Source organism: Leifsonia sp. NPDC077715 (assembly GCF_040686855.1).
Taxonomy (GTDB): domain Bacteria; phylum Actinomycetota; class Actinomycetes; order Actinomycetales; family Microbacteriaceae; genus Leifsonia.
Map to the genome: position 1 here is coordinate 861,871 of NZ_JBFBOG010000002.1, position 21,586 is coordinate 883,456.

Annotated in this window: 22 protein-coding genes; 11 read left to right on the forward strand and 11 right to left on the reverse strand. The window is 70.4% G+C overall.

Features of this window, described 5'->3' with window-relative positions:
* Window positions 1-196 precede the first annotated feature (196 nt).
* The 5 genes from AB0P25_RS11240 to AB0P25_RS11260 form a co-directional block, all read right to left on the reverse strand.
* On the reverse strand, window positions 197-1,213 hold the full coding sequence (locus tag AB0P25_RS11240) for a LacI family DNA-binding transcriptional regulator (protein ID WP_363807370.1): 1,017 nt from the start codon (window positions 1,211-1,213) through the stop codon (window positions 197-199).
* Window positions 1,214-1,226: 13 nt separating this feature from the next.
* A complete protein-coding gene (locus AB0P25_RS11245) occupies window positions 1,227-1,466 on the reverse strand; it encodes a hypothetical protein (protein WP_363807371.1) in 240 nt (79 codons plus the stop codon).
* A 4-nt stretch (window positions 1,467-1,470) separates the two neighbouring features.
* Window positions 1,471-2,388, reverse strand: a complete 918-nt coding sequence (locus AB0P25_RS11250; RefSeq protein WP_363807372.1) for a carbohydrate ABC transporter permease — start codon at window positions 2,386-2,388, stop codon at window positions 1,471-1,473.
* Complete coding sequence (locus AB0P25_RS11255) at window positions 2,385-3,428, reverse strand: sugar ABC transporter permease (protein WP_064111003.1); 1,044 nt, start codon at window positions 3,426-3,428, stop codon at window positions 2,385-2,387. Before AB0P25_RS11255 ends, AB0P25_RS11250 begins: the two co-directional genes overlap by 4 nt.
* 85 nt (window positions 3,429-3,513) lie before the next feature.
* Entirely contained in the window at window positions 3,514-4,794 is a 1,281-nt protein-coding gene (locus tag AB0P25_RS11260) for an ABC transporter substrate-binding protein (RefSeq protein ID WP_363807373.1), read from the reverse strand.
* Window positions 4,795-4,991: 197 nt separating this feature from the next.
* Between AB0P25_RS11260 and AB0P25_RS11265 the strand changes: the two genes are divergently transcribed.
* The 4 genes from AB0P25_RS11265 to AB0P25_RS11280 all read left to right on the forward strand — a co-directional run bounded on the left by AB0P25_RS11265 (window position 4,992) and on the right by AB0P25_RS11280 (window position 9,328).
* Window positions 4,992-6,875: an ABC transporter ATP-binding protein gene (locus tag AB0P25_RS11265; protein ID WP_363808054.1), complete on the forward strand. Its 1,884-nt coding sequence runs from the start codon at window positions 4,992-4,994 to the stop codon at window positions 6,873-6,875.
* Window positions 6,876-6,939: 64 nt separating this feature from the next.
* Window positions 6,940-7,296 (forward strand): nuclear transport factor 2 family protein, encoded by a 357-nt coding sequence (locus AB0P25_RS11270; protein ID WP_363807374.1) that lies wholly within the window; start codon window positions 6,940-6,942, stop codon window positions 7,294-7,296.
* A 64-nt stretch (window positions 7,297-7,360) separates the two neighbouring features.
* Window positions 7,361-8,605, forward strand: a complete 1,245-nt coding sequence (locus AB0P25_RS11275) for an Nramp family divalent metal transporter (RefSeq protein WP_363807375.1) — start codon at window positions 7,361-7,363, stop codon at window positions 8,603-8,605.
* Window positions 8,606-8,656: 51 nt separating this feature from the next.
* Complete coding sequence (locus AB0P25_RS11280; protein ID WP_363807376.1) at window positions 8,657-9,328, forward strand: NYN domain-containing protein; 672 nt, start codon at window positions 8,657-8,659, stop codon at window positions 9,326-9,328.
* 35 nt (window positions 9,329-9,363) lie between these two features.
* On the opposite strand, the gene AB0P25_RS11285 is transcribed toward AB0P25_RS11280, so the two are convergent.
* Window positions 9,364-10,029, reverse strand: a complete 666-nt coding sequence (locus AB0P25_RS11285; protein ID WP_363807377.1) for a metal-dependent transcriptional regulator — start codon at window positions 10,027-10,029, stop codon at window positions 9,364-9,366.
* Between the two features lie 65 nt (window positions 10,030-10,094).
* Between AB0P25_RS11285 and AB0P25_RS11290 the strand changes: the two genes are divergently transcribed.
* From AB0P25_RS11290 to AB0P25_RS11300, 3 genes are read left to right on the forward strand one after another with little or no spacing between them, the layout of a single operon-like run.
* Window positions 10,095-11,459 carry a cystathionine beta-synthase gene (locus AB0P25_RS11290; RefSeq protein ID WP_363807378.1) on the forward strand — a complete coding sequence of 455 codons (1,365 nt, stop codon included), beginning with the start codon at window positions 10,095-10,097 and terminating at the stop codon, window positions 11,457-11,459.
* Between the two features lie 19 nt (window positions 11,460-11,478).
* The gene (locus AB0P25_RS11295) at window positions 11,479-12,624 is read left to right on the forward strand and encodes a cystathionine gamma-synthase (protein ID WP_363807379.1); all 1,146 of its coding nucleotides are present in this window, start codon (window positions 11,479-11,481) and stop codon (window positions 12,622-12,624) included.
* 20 nt (window positions 12,625-12,644) lie between these two features.
* The gene (locus AB0P25_RS11300; protein WP_363807380.1) at window positions 12,645-13,064 is read left to right on the forward strand and encodes a VOC family protein; all 420 of its coding nucleotides are present in this window, start codon (window positions 12,645-12,647) and stop codon (window positions 13,062-13,064) included.
* Here the strand turns inward: AB0P25_RS11300 and AB0P25_RS11305 are convergent.
* Entirely contained in the window at window positions 13,051-13,926 is an 876-nt protein-coding gene (locus AB0P25_RS11305; RefSeq protein ID WP_363807381.1) for a hypothetical protein, read from the reverse strand. The genes AB0P25_RS11300 and AB0P25_RS11305 overlap by 14 nt on opposite strands.
* Before the next feature lie 39 nt (window positions 13,927-13,965).
* Entirely contained in the window at window positions 13,966-14,253 is a 288-nt protein-coding gene (locus AB0P25_RS11310; RefSeq protein ID WP_363807382.1) for a hypothetical protein, read from the reverse strand.
* A 220-nt stretch (window positions 14,254-14,473) separates the two neighbouring features.
* On the opposite strand from AB0P25_RS11310, the gene AB0P25_RS11315 reads away from it, so the two are divergent.
* Window positions 14,474-15,586 (forward strand): glutamate--cysteine ligase, encoded by a 1,113-nt coding sequence (locus tag AB0P25_RS11315; RefSeq protein WP_363807383.1) that lies wholly within the window; start codon window positions 14,474-14,476, stop codon window positions 15,584-15,586.
* Window positions 15,587-15,647: 61 nt separating this feature from the next.
* Complete coding sequence (locus tag AB0P25_RS11320; RefSeq protein WP_363807384.1) at window positions 15,648-15,917, forward strand: hypothetical protein; 270 nt, start codon at window positions 15,648-15,650, stop codon at window positions 15,915-15,917.
* A gap of 43 nt (window positions 15,918-15,960) precedes the next feature.
* Here AB0P25_RS11320 and AB0P25_RS11325 read toward each other — a convergent pair whose 3' ends face one another.
* The 3 genes from AB0P25_RS11325 to AB0P25_RS11335 form a co-directional block, all read right to left on the reverse strand.
* Window positions 15,961-16,167, reverse strand: coding sequence for a hypothetical protein (locus AB0P25_RS11325; protein ID WP_363807386.1), 207 nt, complete (start codon window positions 16,165-16,167; stop codon window positions 15,961-15,963).
* 78 nt (window positions 16,168-16,245) lie between these two features.
* Window positions 16,246-16,410 (reverse strand): hypothetical protein, encoded by a 165-nt coding sequence (locus tag AB0P25_RS11330; protein WP_363807387.1) that lies wholly within the window; start codon window positions 16,408-16,410, stop codon window positions 16,246-16,248.
* A gap of 67 nt (window positions 16,411-16,477) precedes the next feature.
* On the reverse strand, window positions 16,478-18,064 hold the full coding sequence (locus AB0P25_RS11335) for a Na+/H+ antiporter (RefSeq protein ID WP_363807388.1): 1,587 nt from the start codon (window positions 18,062-18,064) through the stop codon (window positions 16,478-16,480).
* Between the two features lie 154 nt (window positions 18,065-18,218).
* On the opposite strand from AB0P25_RS11335, the gene AB0P25_RS11340 reads away from it, so the two are divergent.
* Complete coding sequence (locus AB0P25_RS11340) at window positions 18,219-19,502, forward strand: bifunctional glycosyltransferase family 2/GtrA family protein (protein WP_363807389.1); 1,284 nt, start codon at window positions 18,219-18,221, stop codon at window positions 19,500-19,502.
* A gap of 4 nt (window positions 19,503-19,506) precedes the next feature.
* Entirely contained in the window at window positions 19,507-21,582 is a 2,076-nt protein-coding gene (locus tag AB0P25_RS11345) for a glycosyltransferase family 39 protein (protein WP_363807390.1), read from the forward strand.
* The last annotated feature ends 4 nt before the right edge of the window (window positions 21,583-21,586 follow it).

Consider the following 21,586-nt stretch of genomic DNA (forward strand, 5'->3'; position numbering starts at 1 on the left):
GAGCGGGAACGTTCCCACCTATTCGAAGAGCCGCCCTGTCGAAACAGAGCGGCTCTTCCCGTCATGTGGGCCCCGAAAGCCCGACGGGCGACCCCATCAGCACACCGTGCCTACCCGAAAGGCGCGCTCTGCCGGATGATCGCGCATCCATTGTCTCAGACCGTGGGAGCGTTTCCGGCCAGAGAGGCGATTCCGCTCATCCGCGCGCGGCGGGGGGAGCGGTGGACGACCGCACGACCAGGCTCACGGGGGAGCGGACCGACGACGTCCTCGGGTCCGCACCCGCCAGCTCGTCCAGGAGGATGCGCGCGGCGGTCGCGCCCTGCTCGAACGGGTCCTGCGCCATGGTGGTGAGCCCGAAGCCGGCGGCGTAGTCGTGGTCGTCGATGCCGATCACCGACAGATCCTCCGGAACCCGGAGCCCGTGGTCGCCCGCGGCGAGGATGGCGCCGAATGCCATCTCGTCCGACCCGGCGAACACGGCGGTCGGCCGGGGGCCCGGACGTTCCAGCAGGCTGTTCATGGCCGCCCGGCTCTCGGGCAGCGAGAAGCCGCCCGGGATGATCCACTCCGGCCGCACAGGCAGGCCGGCGTCCTTCATCGCCTTCCGGAAGCCGTGCAGCCGCCCGATCGGCACCTGGCTGTTCAGGCCCTCCTCGTCCTCGCCGCCGAGGTGGGCGATGGCGGTGTGGCCGAGCGAGATGAGGTGCGAGGTCGCCGTGTAGGCGGTCGACGGCTCGTCGATGCCCACGCTGCGCAGCCCCTTCACCGGGCCGCCGACCACGATCGTCGGGTGCCCGAGCGTCGCCAGCTGCTCGCGTTCCTCCGTGGTGAAGTCGAGGCAGAGCGCGAGGAGCGCATCCGTCCGCTTGCGCAGGATGCTCCGGTGGAACACCCGCTCGCGGTCGCCGCGGTGGCCACCGAGGTTGAACAGGATCATGTCGTAGCTCGCCGACCGGAGCTCCGCATCCACGCCCTCGAGCACCTGCGTGTAGAACCAGCGGCTCACCGACGGGACGACGACACCCATGGCCAGCGTGCGTCCGCTCGCGAGCCCGGACGCGCTCGACGACGCGACGTAGCCGAGCTCGTCCGCGGCGCGCCGCACGGCCGCCCGCGTCTTGTCCGAGACGTTCGGGAGACCGCGCAGCGCCCGCGAGACGGTGGCCGTCGAGACTCCGGTCGCGCGCGCGACCTCCTCGATCCCCGCCATCGTGGACATCCGATCAGGAGTTCTGGTGCGCGCGCTGCCGCTCCTCGGCCTCCTGCCGCCGCGCGATGATGCGACGACGCAGCTGCAGGAGGCCGACGAAGGCGAGCACGAGCACCAGCAGGGTGATCGCCCAGCCCAATGCGGGCTGACCGGTCAGCTCGCACCAGATGGTGATCGCGAGGAAGACGACCCCGAAGAACCCGACGAAGCCGAGTCCGACGTCGACCGTCTCGCGCGAGTCGTTCCAGCGCATGGGATCAGCCCTTCACGCCGCCGGCCGTCAGACCCGCGACGATGCGGCGCTGGAAGATCAGCACCAGGATGATCAGAGGCACGACCACGATGGTGCCCGCCGCCATGATGGCGGTGTAGGGCTCCTGGTGCGGCTGGGTGCCGGTGAAGGAGGCGATGGCCACGGTGACGGGCTGCGTCCGGTCGCTCGACAGCTGGCTGGAGATCAGGAACTCGTTCCAGGACGAGATGAACGCCAGGATCGCGGTCGTGAACACAGCGGGGGCCGCCAGCGGCAGGATCACCTTGCGGAACGCCTGCGCCTGCGTGCAGCCGTCGATGCGGGCCGCTTCCTCGAGGTCCCACGGCATCTCGCGGAAGAACGACGTCAGCGTGTACACCGTCAGCGGCAGCGCGAACGAGATCTCCGGGATGATCAGCGCCTGGTAGGTGCCCATCCACCCGATGTTCGTGAAGAGCTGGAACAGCGGGGTGATGAGCGCGACGCCCGGGAACATCGACGCCGCCAGGATCACGCCGAGCACGATGCCCTTGAACTTGAAGTCCAGGCGGGCGAGCGCGTACGAGGCGAAGATGCCGACGATGAGCGAGATGACCGTGACGCAGATGCCGATGAACAGCGAGTTCAGCAGCGCGCCCGGCAGGTTGTTGCCGAGCTGCGTGGACAGGGCGGTCGCGTAGTTGTCCCAGGTGAAGTGGGTGAACCACGGGGTGTTGTCGAAGGTGTAGCCCACGTCGCGGAACGACGTGACGACCATCCAGTAGAACGGCAGCAGGCACCACAGGACGATGACGATCGCCTGGATCCCCGTGCGGGCGCTCTGGTTGCGACGGCGGCGCACCGCGGTGCGGCGCTTCGTCCCGGTGCGGGGGAGGCTGTCGGCCTCGGTCGTGGCCGCGGCGGGCCCGGCGACGGCGGTCATCCCTTCGCTCCCTTCTGCTGGTCCTCCTGCGTTCGGACGACGTTCGTGCCCAATATCCGCACGAAGATGAACGCGATCAGGAAGATGATGATGAACGTGATGGTCGACAGGGCCGCTGCGCTGTTGAACCCTTGCCTGATCTGGTCGACCACGAGGATCGACAGCGTGGTCGTCGCATGGCCTGTGCCGCCGCCGCCGCCGGTGAGGATCTGCGGCAGGTCGTAGATGCGGAGCGCGTCGAGCACGCGGAACAGGATGGCGACCATCAGCGCCGGCTTCAGCAGCGGCATGGTCACCCGCCAGAAGCGCTGCCAGGTGCTCGCGCCGTCCATCTTGGCCGCCTCGTAGACGTCCTCCGGGATGAGCTGGAGGCCCGCCAGGATGAGCAGCGCCATGAACGGCGTCGTCTTCCAGGTGTCGGCGATGATGACCGCCCAGCGGGAGGCCCACTCGTCACTGGTCCACAGGATGCGGGCGCCGATCAGGGCGTTGGCGACACCGGCGACCGAGAAGATGAAGAACCACAGCTTCGCGGTGACGGCGGTCGGGATGGCCCACGGGATGAGGATCGCGGCACGGACGAAGCCGCGGCCCCGGAAGGCCCGGTTCATGATGAGCGCGAACCAGAGGCCGAGCAGGGTCTCGAGGATCACCGTGGTCACCGTGAAGAAGAAGGTGACGAACACCGAGCTCCAGAAGGCGGAGCCGAGGTTGCCGGGCGGGCAGGAGATGGTGGTCCCGTTCGGGCCGGCGCACTGCTGGAACAGCCAGTGGGCGTAGTTGTCGAAGCCCGCGAAGCCGCCCTGCACGAAGAGGCCGGTCGCCGGGTCGAGGCCGGCGTCCTTCTGGAAGGACATGACGATCGCCTGGACGACCGGGTAGCCGATCACGACGGCCAGGAGGATCAAAGTCGGGAGGATCAGGTAGAGGGCCCAGCGACTCTGCTGACGGCGGTTGTGCTTCACGCCGGCGCGGACGGGCTTCTTACCGCCGGTGCCGGTCTGGGTGGATGAGGGGGCGACGACGTTCGACGTTGACATGTGTGCCTCCGGAGGGAGTCTCTAGTGGGTGTGGAGCCGGGCGGCGGGAGAGTTCCCGCCGCCCGGCGACCGATTCAGGCCGGGATCAGCCGGCGCTGGCGGTCTGGATGGCGGCCTCCATGTCCTTCAGCGCCTGGTCGACCGTCTTGTCGCCCTTCAGCGCTGCGTACGCGTTGTCCTGAACGGCCTTGGTGATGGCCGGGTAGAACGGCGAGACGGGACGCGGGACCGCGTTCTCGATCGACGTCTTCAGGGTGGACAGGTACGGCAGCTGGCTGTTCAGCGCCGCGTCGTCGTACAGCGACGAGACGACCGGAGCGAGCGAGCCCTGGGTCACGAAGAACTTCTGGGTCTCCTCGCTCTGCAGGAACTTCAGGAACTCGAACGCGGTGGCCTTGTGCTTGGAGTACACGCTGATCGCCGCGTTGTGACCGCCCAGGCTGGAGACGCCCGGCTTGCCCGACTCGACGCCCGGCAGCGGTGCGATCCCGAAGGTGTCCTTCACGGTCGACGAGCCGTCGGTCTTGGCCAGGTTGTACACGTACGGCCAGTTGCGCAGGAACATCAGCTTGCCGGCCTCGAACGCCTGGCGGCCCTGCTCCTCCTGGTAGGTGATGGCCTCAGCCGGGATCTGCCCGTTCTTGAAACCGTCCACCAGGCGGGTCAGACCGGCCTTGGCCTCGGGGCTGTTGACAGTGACCTTCTTGCCGTCCTCGCCGACGATGGTGCCGCCGTTGGTGTTGATCGCCTCGGCGACGTTCACCGTCAGGCCCTCGTACTGGGCGAACTGACCGGCGTAGCAGCCGATGCCCTTCGCCTTGGCGATGTCGCAGTCCTTGAGCATCTCATCCCACGTCTTCGGCGGGGTGGGGACCAGGTCCTTGCGGTAGTACAGGATGCCGCCGTCCGAGGTCTGCGGCGCCGCGTACTGCGTGCCGTTGTAGGTGCCCGACTTGACGGTCGGCTCGAGCAGGGCCGAGTTGTCCATCTTGAACTTGCCGGTCAGCGGTTGGAGCCAGCCCTTCGCGGCGAACTCGCCGGTCCACACCACGTCGACGTCGACGACGTCGTAGTTGGCGTCCTTGGCCTGGAAGTGCTGCACGAGGTCGTCGTGCTGCTGGTCGGCCTGGTCGGTCTGCTCCTTGAAGGTGACCTTCTCGTCCGGGTGGGCCTTGTTCCACTTCTCGATGAGCGGGCGGACGACGTTGGAGTTGTCCTTGCCCTGCACGTAGGTGATCGGGCCCTTGCTGTCAGTACCGGAGTTGGCGTCGCCGCCCCCGCTTCCCGAACCGCCACCGGTGCATCCGGCCAGTGTCAGACCCACCAGGGCCACACCGGCGATCACGGAGAGACGTGCTGCTTTCATTTCACTCCTCGTTGAGCTCTTGGTGCGAGCGCGGGTGCGCCCGGCCAGAGCGTACCCCGCTGCTCGCTCGTCATGCAAGCGTTTACGTCAAGCGCTTGCATCACGGTTCCGTCACGGGCGGCTCGGGCCTCCCTACGCCCTCGGCTTAAGAACCGGACCCACAGCCGCCCCGCCGTTACGCTGATCCCATGAGCGTGATGGGCCAGATTGCCGCCGGGGGCGGCGGCGGTGGCGGCCGTCGGCGCGTGAGCGGCGGGGATGCGGATGCGCAGCGCGCGCTGAACGCCGAGGCGCCCAAGATCCCGCACCTGTTCCGTCGCATCGTGGAGCTGTTCTCGTCGCATAAGGCGGCGATCATCCTCACCATGGTGCTGGTGCTCGCGGGGGCCGCACTGACCGTCATCCCGCCGCTGCTGACCGAGCGCGCGTTCGACGAGGGGCTGTTCCCGAAGTCCGGTCAGCCCAACATCCCGGTGCTCGTCGAGATCGTCGTGCTGATGCTCGTCGTCTACGTCGTCTCGGCGTTGCTCGGCGTCTGGCAGACGTATCTGACGTCCTCGGTCGGCAACAAGGTGATGGGCGCGCTGCGCGTGCGGCTGTTCTCCCACCTGCAGTCGATGGAGCTCAGCTTCTTCACGCACACCAAGACCGGCATCATCCAGTCGCGGCTCCAGAACGACGTCGGCGGGGTCGCCAACGTCCTGACCAACACGATGTCGAGCATCCTGGGCAACACCGTCACCGTCATCGCGGCGCTGGTCGCGATGCTGCTGCTGAACTGGCAGCTGACCATCGTCGCGGTCGTGCTCATGCCCATCCTGGTCATCGCGCAGCGACGGGTCGGCCAGGTGCGCGCCCGGATCGCGACGAAGACGCAGGAGTCGCTGTCGGACATGACCGCGATCACGCAGGAGACGCTGAGCGTGTCCGGCATCCTGCTGTCGAAGAGCTTCAACCGTCAGCAGACGGAGGAGGAGCGCTACGCGGACGAGAACCGCAACCAGATCCGGCTGCAGGTGTCGCAGGCGATGAGCGGTCAGTGGTTCTTCGCGATGGTGAACATCTTCCTGTCCTCCATCCCGGCGATCGTCTACCTCGTCTCGGGGTGGCTGATCGCGGGAGGCACGGCGGACATCACGGCCGGAACGATCGTCGCCTTCACCACGGTGCAGGCCCGGCTGCTCTTCCCGCTGCTCGCGCTGATGCGGGTCGCGCTCGACCTGCAGACGTCCGGGGCGCTGTTCGCCCGCATCTTCGAGTACCTGGACCTCAAGCCCGCGATCGCCGACCGGCCGGACGCGGCGCCGGTGGACCCCGCGCGCGACCTCGGGCGGATCGAGTTCGACCACGTCGTCTTCCGCTACCCGGACTCGCGTGAGGGCGAGCGCAACACCCTCGACGACGTGTCGTTCGTCATCCAGCCGGGGGAGTTCGCCGCGTTCGTCGGACCGAGCGGCGCCGGCAAGACGACGGTGTCGTACCTGATCCCGCGGTTCTACGACGCGACCAGCGGTCGCGTCTGTTTCGGCGACACCGACGTGCGCGACCTCCAGCAGGAATCGCTCGTCTCGCACATCGGCGTGGTGAGCCAGGAGACGTACCTGTTCCACGCCACCATCGCGGACAACCTCCGCTACGCGCGTCCCGGCGCCTCGCAGGAGGAGATCGAGGATGCGGCAAGGCGGGCCAACATCCACGAGACGATCGTGGGCTTCCCGGACGGCTACGCCACGGTCGTGGGCGAGCGCGGCTACCGGCTGTCCGGCGGCGAGAAGCAGCGGATCGCGATCGCGCGCGTGCTGCTCAAGGATCCGGAAGTCCTCATCCTGGATGAGGCCACCAGTGCCCTCGACACCATCTCGGAGCGGGTGGTGCAGCAGGCGCTGGACACCGCATCCAGCGGCCGCACCACCATCGCGATCGCCCACCGGCTGTCGACCATCGTGTCGGCCGACGTGATCTTCGTCATCGACCACGGCAAGGTCGTCGAGCGCGGGACGCACCGCGAACTGCTCGAGCTCGGCGGCGTGTACTCCCGGTTGTACCGCGAGCAGACCGAGGGCGCGCTGCTCGAGGAGTAGTCCACCGCACCACCCGCGCCACACGCACCACCCGCGCCACCCGACATCGACGAGAGGACGGCCCGTGCCGACGATCACCGAACTGCTCACCGCCCAGCTGCGCGACGTCTTCGACAACCGGGACGCCGCGTCCCGCCGCGAGGCGATCGAGCGCATCTACGCCGAGGACGTCGTGTTCACCGACCCCGAGGGCGAAGTGCGCGGCTGGGACGGCCTCGAGGCGAAGGCCGCGAGCATCCTCGACGGGACGCCCGGCGAGTTCGCACTGGAGGAGTCCGGCCCGGTGTATCTCGGACCCGACACCGGCGCAGTGGCGTGGACGTTCGGCCCGGCCGGCGCGCCGGTCGCGCGAGGCGTGGACGTCGTGCAGGTACGCGACGGGCGGATCGCGTCGTTGACCACCCTCCTCGCGGAGGGCTGACACGTCCTTCCACCATTCCGGCCGCAGAGTTAGACTGGGCTAACTTTTCGCGGAAGGAGCCGGGATGAGCGTCGACGTCGCCGAGCGGGCCTCCCGTGCCGCTCCTGCGCGTATGCTCCTCCTGCTCGGTCCGGCCTTCGTCGCGGCGATCGCGTACGTCGATCCCGGCAACGTCGCCGCGAACCTCACCGCCGGTGCGCGCTACGGGTACCTGCTGGTCTGGGTGCTGGTCGCGGCGAACGCGATCGCGGTGTTCGTGCAGTACCAGTCGGCGAAGCTCGGCATCGTCACCGGCCGCAGCCTCCCCGAGCTGCTGGGCACGCGGCTGGGGACGTTCGGCCGCCGCGCCTACTGGGTGCAGGCCGAGCTGGTCGCCGCGGCGACCGACATCGCCGAGGTGATCGGCGGCGCGATCGCGCTGAATCTCCTGTTCGGGCTTCCGCTGCCGCTCGGCGGCCTCATCGTCGGCGTGGTGGCGCTCGGCATCCTCTCCATCCAGTCGCGCCGAGGGCAGAGGCCGTTCGAGGCGGTCATTGTGGGCCTGCTGGCCGTGATCGCGGTCGGCTTCCTGGCCGGGCTGTTCGTCAGTCCCGTCGACTGGGGCGCGGCGGCCGCCGGCCTGGTGCCGCGCTTCGACGGCACCGAGACGGTGCTGCTCGCGGCGAGCATGCTCGGAGCCACCGTCATGCCGCACGCCATCTACCTCCACTCCGCCCTCGCCCGCGATCGGCACGGCGCGTCCGGCGACGCGGGCCGCATCCGGACGCTGCTTCGGGCGACGAGGCTCGACGTCGTGCTCGCGCTGATCATCGCGGGCGCGGTCAACATCGCGATGCTGCTCGTGGCGGCGTCGTCGCTGCGCGGGGTGGCCGGGACGGACACCATCCAGGGCGCCCACGCCGCGATCTCCTCGGCGCTGGGGCCGGCGATCGGGGTGGTCTTCGCGATCGGCCTGCTCGCGTCGGGCCTCGCGTCGGCGTCGGTCGGCAGCTACGCGGGTGCGACGATCATGGGCGGGCTGCTGCGGCTGCGCGTGCCGCTGCTCGCGCGGCGCGTGGTGACGCTGGTGCCCGCGGTGATCATCCTGGCTGTCGGGGTGGACCCGACCTGGGCGCTGGTGCTGTCGCAGGTGTTCCTGAGCCTGGGCATCCCGTTCGCGATGATCCCGCTGCTGCGGCTGACCGGGTCGCGCGCGGTCATGGGGGACGCGGTGGACCGGGTGTGGGTGCGGGTGCTCGGGGGTGCGGTCGCGGGGGGCGTGGTGGTGCTGAACCTGGTGCTGGTGGTGCTGACGGTCACGCGGGCGTGATTGCGGCCACCGGTGCCGTAAGGGGTGCCCCGTCGTTCTAAGGTGGCGCCCATGTCCAAGCCCACCGCCGTCGTCTACGTCGATGGGTTCAACCTCTACAAGGGGCAGCTGGAAAGCCGGCCGGGCAACAAGTGGCTCGACCTGGAACGGCTGTTCGATTCGCTGCTGAGCGACTTCGACGTCCGGCGAATCCACTACTTCACCGCCAATGTTCGGGGCGGTGCTAATCCGGAGGACCCGTCGGCGCCCGATCGTCAGGCGGCATATCTCCGCGCACTCGGCAGCTTGTCGAGAGTCATGATCCATCGGTCGCAGTTCACCATCCACCCCAGCCGTGCGAGGCTCAGGGGTACGAGGGATGTGCGATGGGCCGACGTGTGGAAGGTGCAGGAGAAGGGTTCGGACGTCAAGCTCGCCGTGCAGCTCGTCGTGGATTCGGTCGATGGCGCCTACGACACCTACGTCGTGGTGAGCAGCGACTCCGACCTTTCAGCGGCCATCGACGTCGCCATCAACCGCTGTCGCCGCCATGTCGTCGTGGTGTATCCGCGAGACGAGCGAACCCGAGAATTCGAGAAGGCAGGGGTCAGGTCATCCCTTTACCTGCGGCCCTCTCTCGCGGCGGCAAGTCAGTTTCCGCCCATCGTGATAGCCCGCAGCGGAAGGCCCGTTCGGCGCCCCGAGTCCTGGAAAGAGCAGAGCCCCGCCGAAGCGGGGCTCTGAGCCCGATCCAGAGGAACGGGGGTTGTACCGATAGCTTAGCGTGTCTGGGCCGCCACCCACAGCGCCGCGGCGGCCCCCGCCCCCAGGACCACTACTGCGTCGCCCACGCGTACCGTTGCATCGCCTCCGCCGCCCTCCACCGTCAGCACCGTGTCCAGCCCGACTCCCACCTCCGCCAGCTGCCGCAGGACCGCCGGGTCGGCGTCCGAGATGCGCACCACCGACAGCGGCACCCCGGCCGGTGCCGACAGCAGCGGCACCGCGTCCGGGCGCCGCGGCGTCCCGTCCGCCGTCGGGATGGGGTCGCCGTGCGGGTCGCGGGCGGGGAAGCCGAGGCGGCGGTCCAGGCGCTCGATCAGGCCGTCCGACACGGCGTGCTCCAGCACCTCCGCCTCGTCGTGAACCTCGTCCCAGCCGTAGTCCAGCTCCTCGACCAGAAACGTCTCGATCAGGCGGTGACGCCGGACCATCGCGACGGCGTGGCGGCGTCCGGCGTCGGTCAGCTCCACACCGCCGTAGCGTTCGTGCGCCACCAGGCCCTGCTCGCTGAGGCGGCGGATGCCGTCAGACACCGTCGCCGCGCGGACGCCCATCCGCTCGGAAAGCTGCTTCACGGTGACCGGCTGGTCCGACCACTCGGTCGCCGACCAGATGATCTTCAGGTAGTCCTGGGCGACGGACGACAGGTCGGACACGGGCATGCACCGATGATAGGGCGGCCGTCACACGCTCGTCCCGCACGCGGCCCGCTGTTAAGGTTGGTCGGGTGAAGTACGCAGAGACCATTACAGACTTGGTCGGCGACACCCCGCTCGTGAAGCTCAACAGGCTGACCGACGGGATCGCGGCGACGGTGCTCGTCAAACTCGAGTACCTGAACCCCGGAGGTTCGTCGAAGGACCGCATCGCCTCCCGCATCATCGACGCTGCGGAGAAGGACGGGCTTCTGAAGCCCGGCGGGACCATCGTGGAGCCGACGAGCGGCAACACCGGCGTCGGACTCGCACTCGTCGCGCAGCAGCGCGGCTACCGGTGCGTGTTCGTCTGCCCCGACAAGGTCGGCGAGGACAAGATCAACGTCCTCACCGCCTACGGCGCGGAGGTGGTGGTGACGCCGACGTCGGTGCCGCCGGACCATCCCGACTCCTATTACTCCGTCTCGGACCGCCTCGCCGCCGAGATCCCGGGCGCGTTCAAGCCCAACCAGTACTTCAACCCGAACGGGCCGCGCAGCCACTACGAGACCACCGGTCCGGAGATCTGGCGCGACACCGACGGACGCGTCACCCACCTGGTGGCGGGCGTCGGCACCGGCGGCACGATCACGGGCACCGGACGCTACCTCAAGGAGGTCTCCGAGGGCCGCGTCCGGATCATCGGCGCCGACCCGGAGGGGTCCGTCTACTCGGGCGGCACCGGCCGGCCCTACCTCGTCGAGGGCGTGGGCGAGGACTTCTGGCCGGGCGCCTACGACCCGTCCGTCGTGGACGAGGTGATCGCGGTCACCGACGCGGAGGCGTTCCGGATGACACGGCGGCTCGCCCGCGAGGAGGGCATGCTCGTCGGCGGCTCCAGCGGCATGGCCGTCGTGGCCGCGCTCGAGGCCGCGAAGAAGCTCGGCCCGGACGACGTGGTCGTCGTGATCCTCCCCGACGGCGGCCGCGGCTACCTGGCGAAGATCTTCAACGACCGGTGGATGCAGTCCTACGGCTTCAGCGAGGTGCCCGACGAGTCCACGGTGCACGACATCGTCAAGACCAAGCGCGGCGACCTGCCGGACCTCGTGCACACGCACCCGTCCGAGACGGTGCGCGACGCCATCCAGACCATGAACACCTACGGGGTCTCGCAGCTCGTCGTCCTCACGGCCGAGCCGCCCGTCGTGATGGGCGAGGTCGCCGGCGCGCTCGACGAGCGCTCGCTGGTGGACGCGGTGTTCAGCGGGCACGCCGAGATGAGCGACTCGGTCGGCACGCACCTGGGCGAACCGCTGCCGCTGATCGGCGTCAACGAGTCCGTGACCGCCGCGCGCGCCGCCCTGGCGCAGTCGAGCGCCCTGCTGGTGACCGACGGCGGTAAGCCGGTCGCGGTGCTCACGCGCCAGGACCTCCTCAACTACTTCAGCGACTGAACCACGAGAGATACGAGACATGACTGACGGCTTCGCCACGCGCGCCATCCACGAGGGTCAGGAGTTCGACCCGACCACCGGCGCGATCATCCCGCCCATCTACCAGACGTCGACCTTCGTGCAGGACGGCATCGGCGGTCTGCGCAACGGCTACGAGTACAGCCGCGGCGGCAACCCGACCCGCACCTCGCTCGAGACGCTGCTCGCGTCGCTCGAGGGCGGCGTCCGTGCGCTGTCCTTCGCGTCCGGCCTCGCCGCCGAGGACGCGCTGATCCGCGCCGCGCTGCGCCCGGGCGACCACATCGTCCTGGGTAACGACGCCTACGGCGGCACGCACCGCCTGATCGACCGCATCCACAGCGCGTGGGGCATCCGCAACACCACCGTCGACCTCACCGACCTCGACGCCGTGCGCACGGCGCTCGGCACCGACGGCACCCGGATGCTGTGGATCGAGACCCCGAGCAATCCGCTGATGAAGATCAGCGACATCGCCGCCCTGGTCGAGCTCGGCCACGCGGTCGGCGCGGTCGTCGTCGTGGACAACACGTTCGCGTCCCCGGCCCTGCAGCAGCCGCTGTCGTTCGGCGCGGACGTCGTGGTGCACTCGACCACCAAGTACCTCGGCGGCCACTCGGACGTGGTCGGCGGCGCGCTGGTCTTCGCGGACGACGAGCTCGCGGAGAAGACGCAGTTCATCCAGTTCGCGGCCGGTGCGATCTCCGGTCCGATGGACGCGTGGCTCACCACGCGCGGGATCAAGACCCTGGACGTGCGGGTCCGTCAGCACAGTGCGAACGCGCAGGCGATCGCGGAGGCCCTGGTCGGCCACGCGGGCGTCGAGGCGGTCTACTACCCGGGCCTCCCGGACCACCCCGGCCACGAGCTGGCGCAGCGCCAGATGAGCGGCTTCGGCGGGATGCTGTCGGTGGCGCTCAGCGGGGGAGCGGCGGCGGCTCGCCGCTTCGCGGAGTCGACCCGCGTCTTCCAGCTCGCGGAATCGCTCGGCGGCGTCGAGTCTCTGATCGGCTACCCCTCGGAGATGACGCACGCGTCGGTCCGCGGCACGGCGCTCGAGGTGCCCGACAACATCGTGCGTCTCTCGGTCGGCATCGAGGACGTGGACGACCTGCTCGCGGACGTGGAGCAGGCGCTCGGTCGGTAGCCGGCGCTAGCCTCGGGCGCATGGACCAGCGCATCAGCCTCCTCACGCTCGGCGTCGCCGACCTCGCCCGTTCCCGTGCCTTCTACGAGGACGGGCTCGGCTGGCGGCCGGCCGATGTGCCCGAGGGCGTGGTCTTCTACCAGCTGCCCGGCATGGCCTTCGCGCTGTTCGGCCGCGACGACCTGGCCGAGGACGCGCGCCTGCCGGTCGACGGCACGTTCAGCGGCATCACGCTCGCCTGCAACCAGCGCAGCGAGGCCGACGTGGATGCGGTGCTCGCGCAGGCCGCGGCGGCCGGCGCGCGCATCCTCAAACCGGCCGAGCGCGTGTTCTGGGGCGGCTACTCCGGCTACTTCGCCGACCCCGACGGCCACGTCTGGGAGGTCGCGGTCAACCCGGGGTGGACGCTCGCCGAGGACGGCACGCTCACCATCGGGTGAGCGCGTCGCGCGCGACGGCCAGCCTGTCGGCGAGCGGGGCGAGCCGGGCTTTGGTCAGGTTCTCGCGGGCGACCCAGCGCGAATCGGGGTCGGCGGAGGTCGCCAGACGGTTCAGCAGCGGGACGCCGCCGTCGGGGTCGGCAGCGGCCACGACGCTCACGGCATAGCCGAGGGCCCTGCGGAGGACACGCACGCCGGGGTCACGTCGATCCGGTGACGGCACGGCCAGGAGCACGTCCACCGCGTCGGCGACGATCCGGCAGGCATCGGCCGCGTGCGCGGGCTCGCGCAGCAGCGCCGGCTCTGCAACGCCCGCCGCCGCTGCCCGCGCGAGCAGCGCACCGCCGCCAGCCCGCGATTCGTCACGGATGGCCGCGACTCGCGGCGAATCGCGATCATTCGTCGCGAATCCGTCGGACAGCCAGGCGCGTGCCTGCGCGATGCCGCGCGGCCAGTCCGCGGCGAGGACGCGCTGCAGGCCGGTCGCGGCGAGCTCCCGCACCCGCCAGCGCGGGTCGCGCGCCGCGGCGGTGAGGATGGCGCCGGCGTCCCGGTCGGGGGCGGCCGCGACCAGGGCGCCCGCGGCAAGGGCGGCGACGGCTGCGAGGTATTCGGCGCGCGGGTCCGGCTCTCCTACGGGAAGGGCGAGCCAGGCCGCCAGCACGGCGTTCGCCGCGGCCCGCTGCTCCGGCGGGGCGGCGCCCGCGCGATCCGCGAACCGGTGCGCCAGCTCCAGGTTCGCGCGCGGACCCGGCAGTCTGCTGTCGGCGACGAGCCGCTGCTCCAACCCGGCGGGATCGCCGCTCAGCGCACGGTCCCACCGGTTCGCGAGCTCGTCGTCCGTCGGATCCGGGGCTGCCATGGCGCGAGTCTAGGGGCGCCTACCGGCGGCCGACGTGGGTCAGCGTGCGGGCGCCGCCGGGTAGACGCGGGTGGCGCGCTCGAAGAAGCGAGGCGGCTCGGCGCTCGCCGCGATCGAGCCGTCGCGGTGGAGCGCCCGCAGGTCGGCGAAGAGCCCGGGCAGGCCCAGGGCGTGGAGTTCGTCCACGCTGATGCCCGGCACGGCGGCGATCAGGGCGCGCAGACGGTTCCGCCCGGAGGTGTCGCTGCGGTCGGTGAGCAGGGAGGCGTCGCTGCGGTCGGTGAGCAGGGAGGCGTCGACGGGGATCCTGACGGCGGTGTCCCACATGGCGGCTCCTCGTGATCGATTCAGGCGGCGACGCGGTTTTGTTGCACCGCCGGATCCGTTATAGAGGAATATCCAGCGCTGACCAAATGGTATACGAGCCGATCCTGCGCGTGGGGCGTTTGCGCCGCAGAATGCGTGCGCGGCTCGACCGACCCGGCCACGGCATCCTCACAGGGAGAAGGGTATTGTCCGTGTGCACCCCGGCACCGATAGTGGGAGGGTGAGGACTTTCGGGGTGGAGGAGGAGCTCCTCCTGGTCGATGCGCGCGGGGTGGCCTCTCCGGTGGCGCCGTTGCTGCTCGCCGAAGCCCCCGCCGTCATCGACGGGCCCTCGGTCAGCGCGGAGATCCAGCAGGAGATGATCGAGACGCAGACCCGTCCGCAGCTGCTCACGAGCGAGCTCCTGCTCGACATCGTCGCCGGCCGCGAGCTGGCCGACGGACTCGCGCAGCGCCACGGTGCGCGCGCGGTGGCCGTGGCGATGTCACCGATGCGCCTGCGTCCGCATGTCACCGAGGACCCCCGCTACGCGACCATGATCGAGCGTTACGGGCTGACCGCGCGGGGCACCCTGGTGTGCGGCTTCCACGTGCACGTGGGCATCGAGTCCCGCGAGGAGGGCGTCGCGGTGCTCGATCGCATCCGCACCTGGCTGCCCACCCTGCTCGCCCTCAGCGCCAACTCGCCGTTCTTCGGCGGCGCGGACACCGGCCACGCCAGCTACCGCTTCGTCGCCTGGCACCAGTGGCAGAGCGCCGGCCCGACCGACGTCTTCGGGTCCGTCGAGGCCTACGACCGGTTCGAGCGGTTCCTCGTCGACACCGGCGTCATCCTCGACACCGGAATGCTGTACCTGGACGCGCGGGTCTCCCGGAAGCACCCGACCGTCGAGGTGCGGGTCGCGGACGTCTGCCTGGACGCACGTGACGCGGCCGTGATCGCGGCCATCGTCCGCGCGCTGGTCGACACCGCCGTCGCCGAGTGGCGCGCGGGCATCCCGCCGGCCGCGGTTCCGTCGGCCGCCCTGCGGCTGGCCGAGTGGCAGGCGGCGCTCACGGGCGTGACCGGCTCGCTGCCGCATCCCGTGACCTGGCGGGAGGCATCGGCGGTGGATGCGGTGGACGCGCTCCTCGCCCACACCGCGGAGGCGCTGGACGCGAACGGCGACCTCGCTGTCGTCCGGCGCGGCGTTGCACGCATCCACGCGTCCGGCGGAGGGGCCGGCCGGCAGCGTGCCGCGTTCGCCCGCAGGGGCCGGATCAGGGACGTCGTCGAGCTCGCCGTCACCGCCACGCACGAGCAGGCGGAAGACGACGACCTGGACGTCGCGTGAGGCGTGCAACAGCGCGTCGCGGTCCCTTCCGTGTGCGCGTGATCGCGCATATTCTGCGGTCATGACGGAGAGGGACCTCGCCCACCAGCACGCCGTCTACACGTACGGCTCGCTGCCGCTCACCCTCATGTACAGCCCGACCGCGACCGCCGCATGGGAGGTCTACTACGGCGGCGAATACCTCGGCCTGATCGAGGAGCTGCACAGCACGGGTGAGCTCTGGCCGGGATTCGTTGCCCGGCTCCCCGGCGAGGAGGACGCCGGCGAGGGCATCCCGGCGCGGGACTGGCGCGTGGCCGTCGAGATCCTGGCCGGACGGGCCGGGCTCTGAGCGCTGTCAGCCAGCCGGCCGTGAAGTCGATGCCCCTCCCGGATCAGAAGGCGAACTGCGACCATTCCTCCCGCGCGAGCGCCATGCGCTGGCCGCGCGAATCGACGATCCACGAGTCGGGCGTGCACGCCACATAGGTGCACAGCACGGTCTCGCTCGTCCAGCCGTCCGCCGACCGGATCCAGCGGACGAGATGAACGTCCTGACCCGGTTTCGGAACGTTCCCGATCGGTGTGTCGAATGTGGTCACGCTGCACCCCTCCCCCTTGTGCGGCCTGTCTACGACAGACCCTAGCGGGGTACAGGACCGGGGGACAAGAGGTGCGGGTCAGTTGCCGCTGTCGTCCTCCAGCGGGTCGAACTCGTCGTGCGCCGGCTCGAAGACACCGTCGGCGTCGTACGGCCCCTCGTCCTCGGTGCCCTCCGCGATCGCGTCCACGTCGATCGGTTCGCCGGACGGCGTCTCCGGCCAGTTCTCCTTGGCGTCGGTCATGGTGCACACCCCTTCCTGGATGCTCTGAGCGCGATGGTAGACGGGCATCGGGCGAAGCAGAAGGCCGTCATTCGCCGGGCTCGCGGCCGGTGAGCCGCACCTCCTCGACGTCGAGCCGTCGCTGCACGTCGCGCAGCACGATGTCGTCGATCTCACCCTCGTCACGGAGGCGGACGACCTCCTCGCGCTTGCAGTGCAGGAGGGCCAGGCGCAGGTCGGTGTCCTGACGGCTGCGCTCGATCGCCTCCTCGCCGTCGCGGGATTCGTCCTCGGCCTCCAGCAGCTCCAGGTGCTCCTCGAACTCGTTCTGGATGCGTTCCGCGATCTCCTGGTCGACGCCGAGCCGGCGGACCAGCTCCGGCAGCTCGTCGAGCGCCGCCCGGGTCGCGTTGGTCTCGGCGAGCCGCAGCTCGTGCCCGACGGACTCGTCCTCGGGAAGCTGCGCCCAGCGGACGACCGCCGGGAGGACGAGGCCCTGCACGACCAGGGTCACGATGATGACTCCGGTGGTCACGAAGACGATGAAGTCGCGGTGGGGGAACGGGGTGCCCGAGCCGATCGTCGCCGGCACCGCCAGTGCGGCGGCCAGGGAGACGGCACCCCGGAATCCGGAGAGCCCGCTGACGATGCGCCAGCGGTTGCTCAGCCGCCGCGCCCGCTGCTGGGGCCGCCGGTCGATCGCGCGGATCGTGTACGCGCTCGCGAACTGGAAGAGGATCCGCACCCCGACGATCACCACCGTGACCAAGACGATGGCGACCAGCCCGATGCCGAGGTCGCTCGTGGCGAGCTCCCCGACCGAGCGCGGGAGCTCGATCCCGACCAGGACGAACAGGCTCGCGTTGAGCAGGAAGGTCGAGAACGACCAGAACGCGTCGGACTGACGGCGTCCCTCTGCGACGCCGACGCGCGGTCCCGCCTGGCTGATGATGAGGCCGGCGACGACGACGGCGAGCACCCCGGAGGCATGCACGAGCTCGGCCAGCAGATAGGCGATGAACGGCGTGAGCAGCATCGCGATGTTCTGGGTGATCGCGTCCTGGAGGCGGCGGCGCACCAGGATCGCGAGCCACGCCACCAACGCTCCGATGCCTGCCGCGGCCAGATAGGCGAACAGGAACGTGACGGTGACCGCGCCGAAGCTGACGTCGGCGTCCCCGACCGTGAAGCCGACGGCGAGCGACCAGAGGACGAGGGCCGTCCCGTCGTTCACCAGGCTCTCCGCGCGCAGGATGGTGACGTTGCGCCGCGGAAGGGAGTGCGTGAACGAGGTCATAGCCGTGGCGTCGGTCGGGGCGACGGCGGCGCCCAGCACCCACGCCGGTCCCCAGCCCAGACCCATCGAGTGGGCGAGCACCGCGACCGCGCCCGCCGTTGCGACCACCAGCAGGGTGCTCATGAGCGCGATGCTGCGCAGGTTCGAACGGATCTCACGCAGCGAGGTGGTCAGGCTCTCCCAGTACAGGATCGCCGGAAGGAAGAGGAACAGCACGACCTCGGGGGCAAGCTCGATGTCGCGGAACAACGGCACGAGGCCGATCAGCACGCCGAAGGCGACCAGCAGCAGCGGCTGGGCGACACCGATGCGACGCGACAGCACCTTGCTCACGAGCGTGATCACGCCGATGACGACGAGCAGTTCCAGTCCGAGCACGCAGCCTCCTCCGTCCCACATGTTCCCGCGAGTCGGGGTCGGGCGGAACCTGCGGCGGCCTGAGAGTGCGCCCATAGGGAGTCCGCAGAAGACGCATGAGCCGGTCATAGGGTCACGAAAGGTCACGGGAATGTAACGACGCGAGGGTGTCGGCATGACGCTCGAAACCTCCACCCACGCAACGCCCGTCCTGGCGCTCGATGTCGTCGTGCCCGTGTTCAACGAGCAGGCGACGCTCGAGTCCTCCATCCAGCGCCTCCACGACTACCTGACCCGGTCGGTCGGGTGGAGCTGGCGCATCACCATCGCCGACAACGCCAGCACCGACGCGACGCCCGCCCTGGCCGATGCGCTCGCCGACGCGCTGCCCGGCGTCGTCGCCGTCCACTTCCCGCTCAAGGGGCGCGGACGCGCTCTCAAGCACGTCTGGCTCGCTTCACCGGCGCAGGTGCTCGTCTACCTGGACGAGGACCTGTCCACCGACCTTGCCGCGCTGCCGCCCCTGGTGGCGCCGCTGCTCTCCGGCCACTCCGACCTCGCGATCGGCACCCGGCTGGGGAGGACCGCGCGCGTGACCCGGGGCGGCAAGCGCGAGTTCATCTCCCGCAGCTACAACCTGCTGCTGCGGCGAACGATGTCCGTCGGGTTCAGCGACGCGCAGTGCGGGTTCAAGGCCATCCGCCGGGACGTCGCCCAACGGCTCGTCCCGCTGGTCGAGGACGACGGTTGGTTCTTCGACACCGAACTGCTCATCCTCGCCGAGCGGGCCGGGTTGCGCATCCACGAGATCCCGGTGGACTGGGTGGACGACGCGGACAGTTCGGTCGACGTCGTGCGCACGGCCCGCGACGACCTCAAGGGGATGCTGCGCGTCGGCAGCAATCTCGCGCGCGGGCGCATCCCGCTCGAGGCCGTCTACGCCGAGCTCGGGAGGCGGCCGTTTGCACCGCCCTCTCCGCCGGGCTTCTTCGGGCAGGTGCTGCGCTTCGGGGTGGTCGGCGTGCTGTCGACCGCCGCCTACGCGGTGCTCTATCTGCTGCTGCAGTCGGTGCTCACCGCGCAGGCCGCCAACTTCGCGGCGCTGCTCCTCACCGCCATCGCGAACACCTGGGCGAACCGGCGCTTCACCTTCGGCGTCAACGGCCCCGGGATGGTCAAGCACCAGTTCCAGGGACTCATCGTGTTCGGGATCGCGTGGGGCCTCACCAGCGGATCGCTCGCGCTCCTCCACGCGGCGGCTCCGACCGCGTCCGCGCAGCTGCAGCTGGTCGTGCTGACGGTCGCGAACCTCGTCGCGACCCTCCTGCGCTTCGTGCTGCTGCGGCTCTGGGTGTTCCGGCCGGCGCGGACGAGACCGGCCGTGCAGCCCGCCCCGATACCCGCTGCCGTCCCCGCTCCTGTTTCCGCCTCCGTTCCCGTCTCTGCTGAAAGCGAGTGAAGCCATGACCACCACCACGAACCCCACGACCGCCGCAGACCCGCACGCCGCCGCGCCTCCCGGACGGGTCGCGCGCGCCGCACGCCGGCTGATCCGCGGTCGTGCCGACGCGGCCGCCTGGGAACGCCCGGCGCTCCTCGGCCTGCTCGCCATCACCGCGCTCCTCTACCTCTGGGACCTCGCGGCCAGCGGCTGGGCCAACTCCTTCTATTCGGCCGCCGTGCAGGCGGGCAGCGTCAACTGGGAGGCGTTCTTCTACGGCTCCAGCGACGCCGCCAACTCGATCACCGTCGACAAGCCGCCCGCGAGCCTGTGGATCATGGCCCTCTCGGTCCGGCTGTTCGGTCTGAGCTCGTGGAGCATCCTCGTGCCGGAGGCGCTGATGGGTGTCGCCACCGTCGGGCTCGTGTACGCGATCGTCCGCCGCCGGTTCTCCGCGCAGACCACGCTTCTCGCAGGCGGTGTGCTCGCGATCACGCCGGTGGCCGCCCTGATGTTCCGGTTCAACAACCCGGACGCGCTGCTCGTGCTGCTGCTCGCCCTGTCGGCGTACCTCACGCTGCGCGGGATCGAGAGCGGACGGATCCGCTGGGTGGTCTGGGCCGGCGTCGCCGTCGGCTTCGGGTTCCTTACCAAGCAGCTGCAGGCGTTCCTCATCCTCCCGGTGCTCGCCGGGGTGTATCTGGCGGCGGCGCCGGTGTCGTGGCGGAAGCGGTTCGGGCACCTCTTCGCCGCGCTCGGCGCCGTCGTCGTCTCCGCCGGATGGTGGGTCGCGATCGTCGAGCTGGTTCCGGCCTCGTGGCGCCCGTACATCGGGGGATCGCAGACGAACAGCTTCCTCGAGCTGACCTTCGGCTACAACGGGCTCGGCCGTCTGACGGGCGCCGAGACCGGGTCGGTCACCGGCGGCGGTGTCGGGAACACCGGCGGCGGGATGTGGGGCCAGACCGGCATCCTGCGCCTGTTCGAGAACGAGATCGGCGGTCAGATCGCGTGGCTGCTGCCCGCGGCGCTGGTCCTGTTCGTTCTCGCGCTGGTGCTCGGCCGGCGCATGGCGCGGACGGACGCGCGTCGGGCGACCCTGCTCGTGTTCGGCGGCTGGCTCGTCGTGACGGCTCTCGCATTCAGCTTCATGGCCGGGATCTTCCATGCCTACTACACGGTCGCGCTCGCCCCGGCGCTGGCCGGGACGGTGGCGATCGGCGCCTCCGCCGCCTGGCGGGCGCGCGAGCGGCTGTGGGTGCGCATCCTGTCGGCCGTCGTGGTGCTCGGCACAGGCGTCTGGGCCTGGGTGCTGCTCGACCGGGCGTCCGACTGGCTGCCCTGGCTGAAGGTGGTCGTGCTGATCGCGTCGATCGCGGCCGCCGTGCTGCTGCTCCTGCCGCCGCGGCGGGTGCTCGCCGCCGCGACGATCGCGGTCACCCTGGTCGCCGGGCTGCTCGCGCCGCTCGCGTACACGATCGAGACGGTCACGACGGCGCACACCGGGTCGATCGTCACCGCGGGTCCGGCAGTGGCCGGCGGGATGGGCGGGCCGGGCGGCGGACGCGCCTTCGGCGGAGCGCCGGGTGGCACCGGCGTCGGGCCGGCCGGCGGCGCGCCGGGCGGATTCGGCGGGACGCCTCCGGGCGGGACCGCGCCGGGCGGGACCGGGACGGCCGCCGGAGGGACGACGACCGGGGGCGCCGGTGCGGCGCCGGGAGGCGGAGGCGGCGGGATGGGCTCCCTCCTCGGCTCCGGCAGCGTCGGCTCGAAGCTCGCCGCGCTCCTGAAGGCGGATGCCTCGCAGTACACCTGGGTGGCCGCCGCGGTCGGCTCCAACTCCGCCGCCGGCTACCAGCTGGCGACGCAGCAGCCGGTGATGCCGATCGGCGGCTTCAACGGATCCGATCCGTCGCCCACCCTCGCGCAGTTCCAGGCGTACGTCGAGGCGGGACGCATCCACTACTTCATCGCGGGCGGTGTCGGCGGGCAGTCGAACGGCGGGAGCAGCGCCTCGAGCGAGATCGCGTCGTGGGTGTCCGAGAACTTCACCGCGCAGACCGTGGACGGGGTGACCGTGTACGACCTGACGCAGTAGCTCC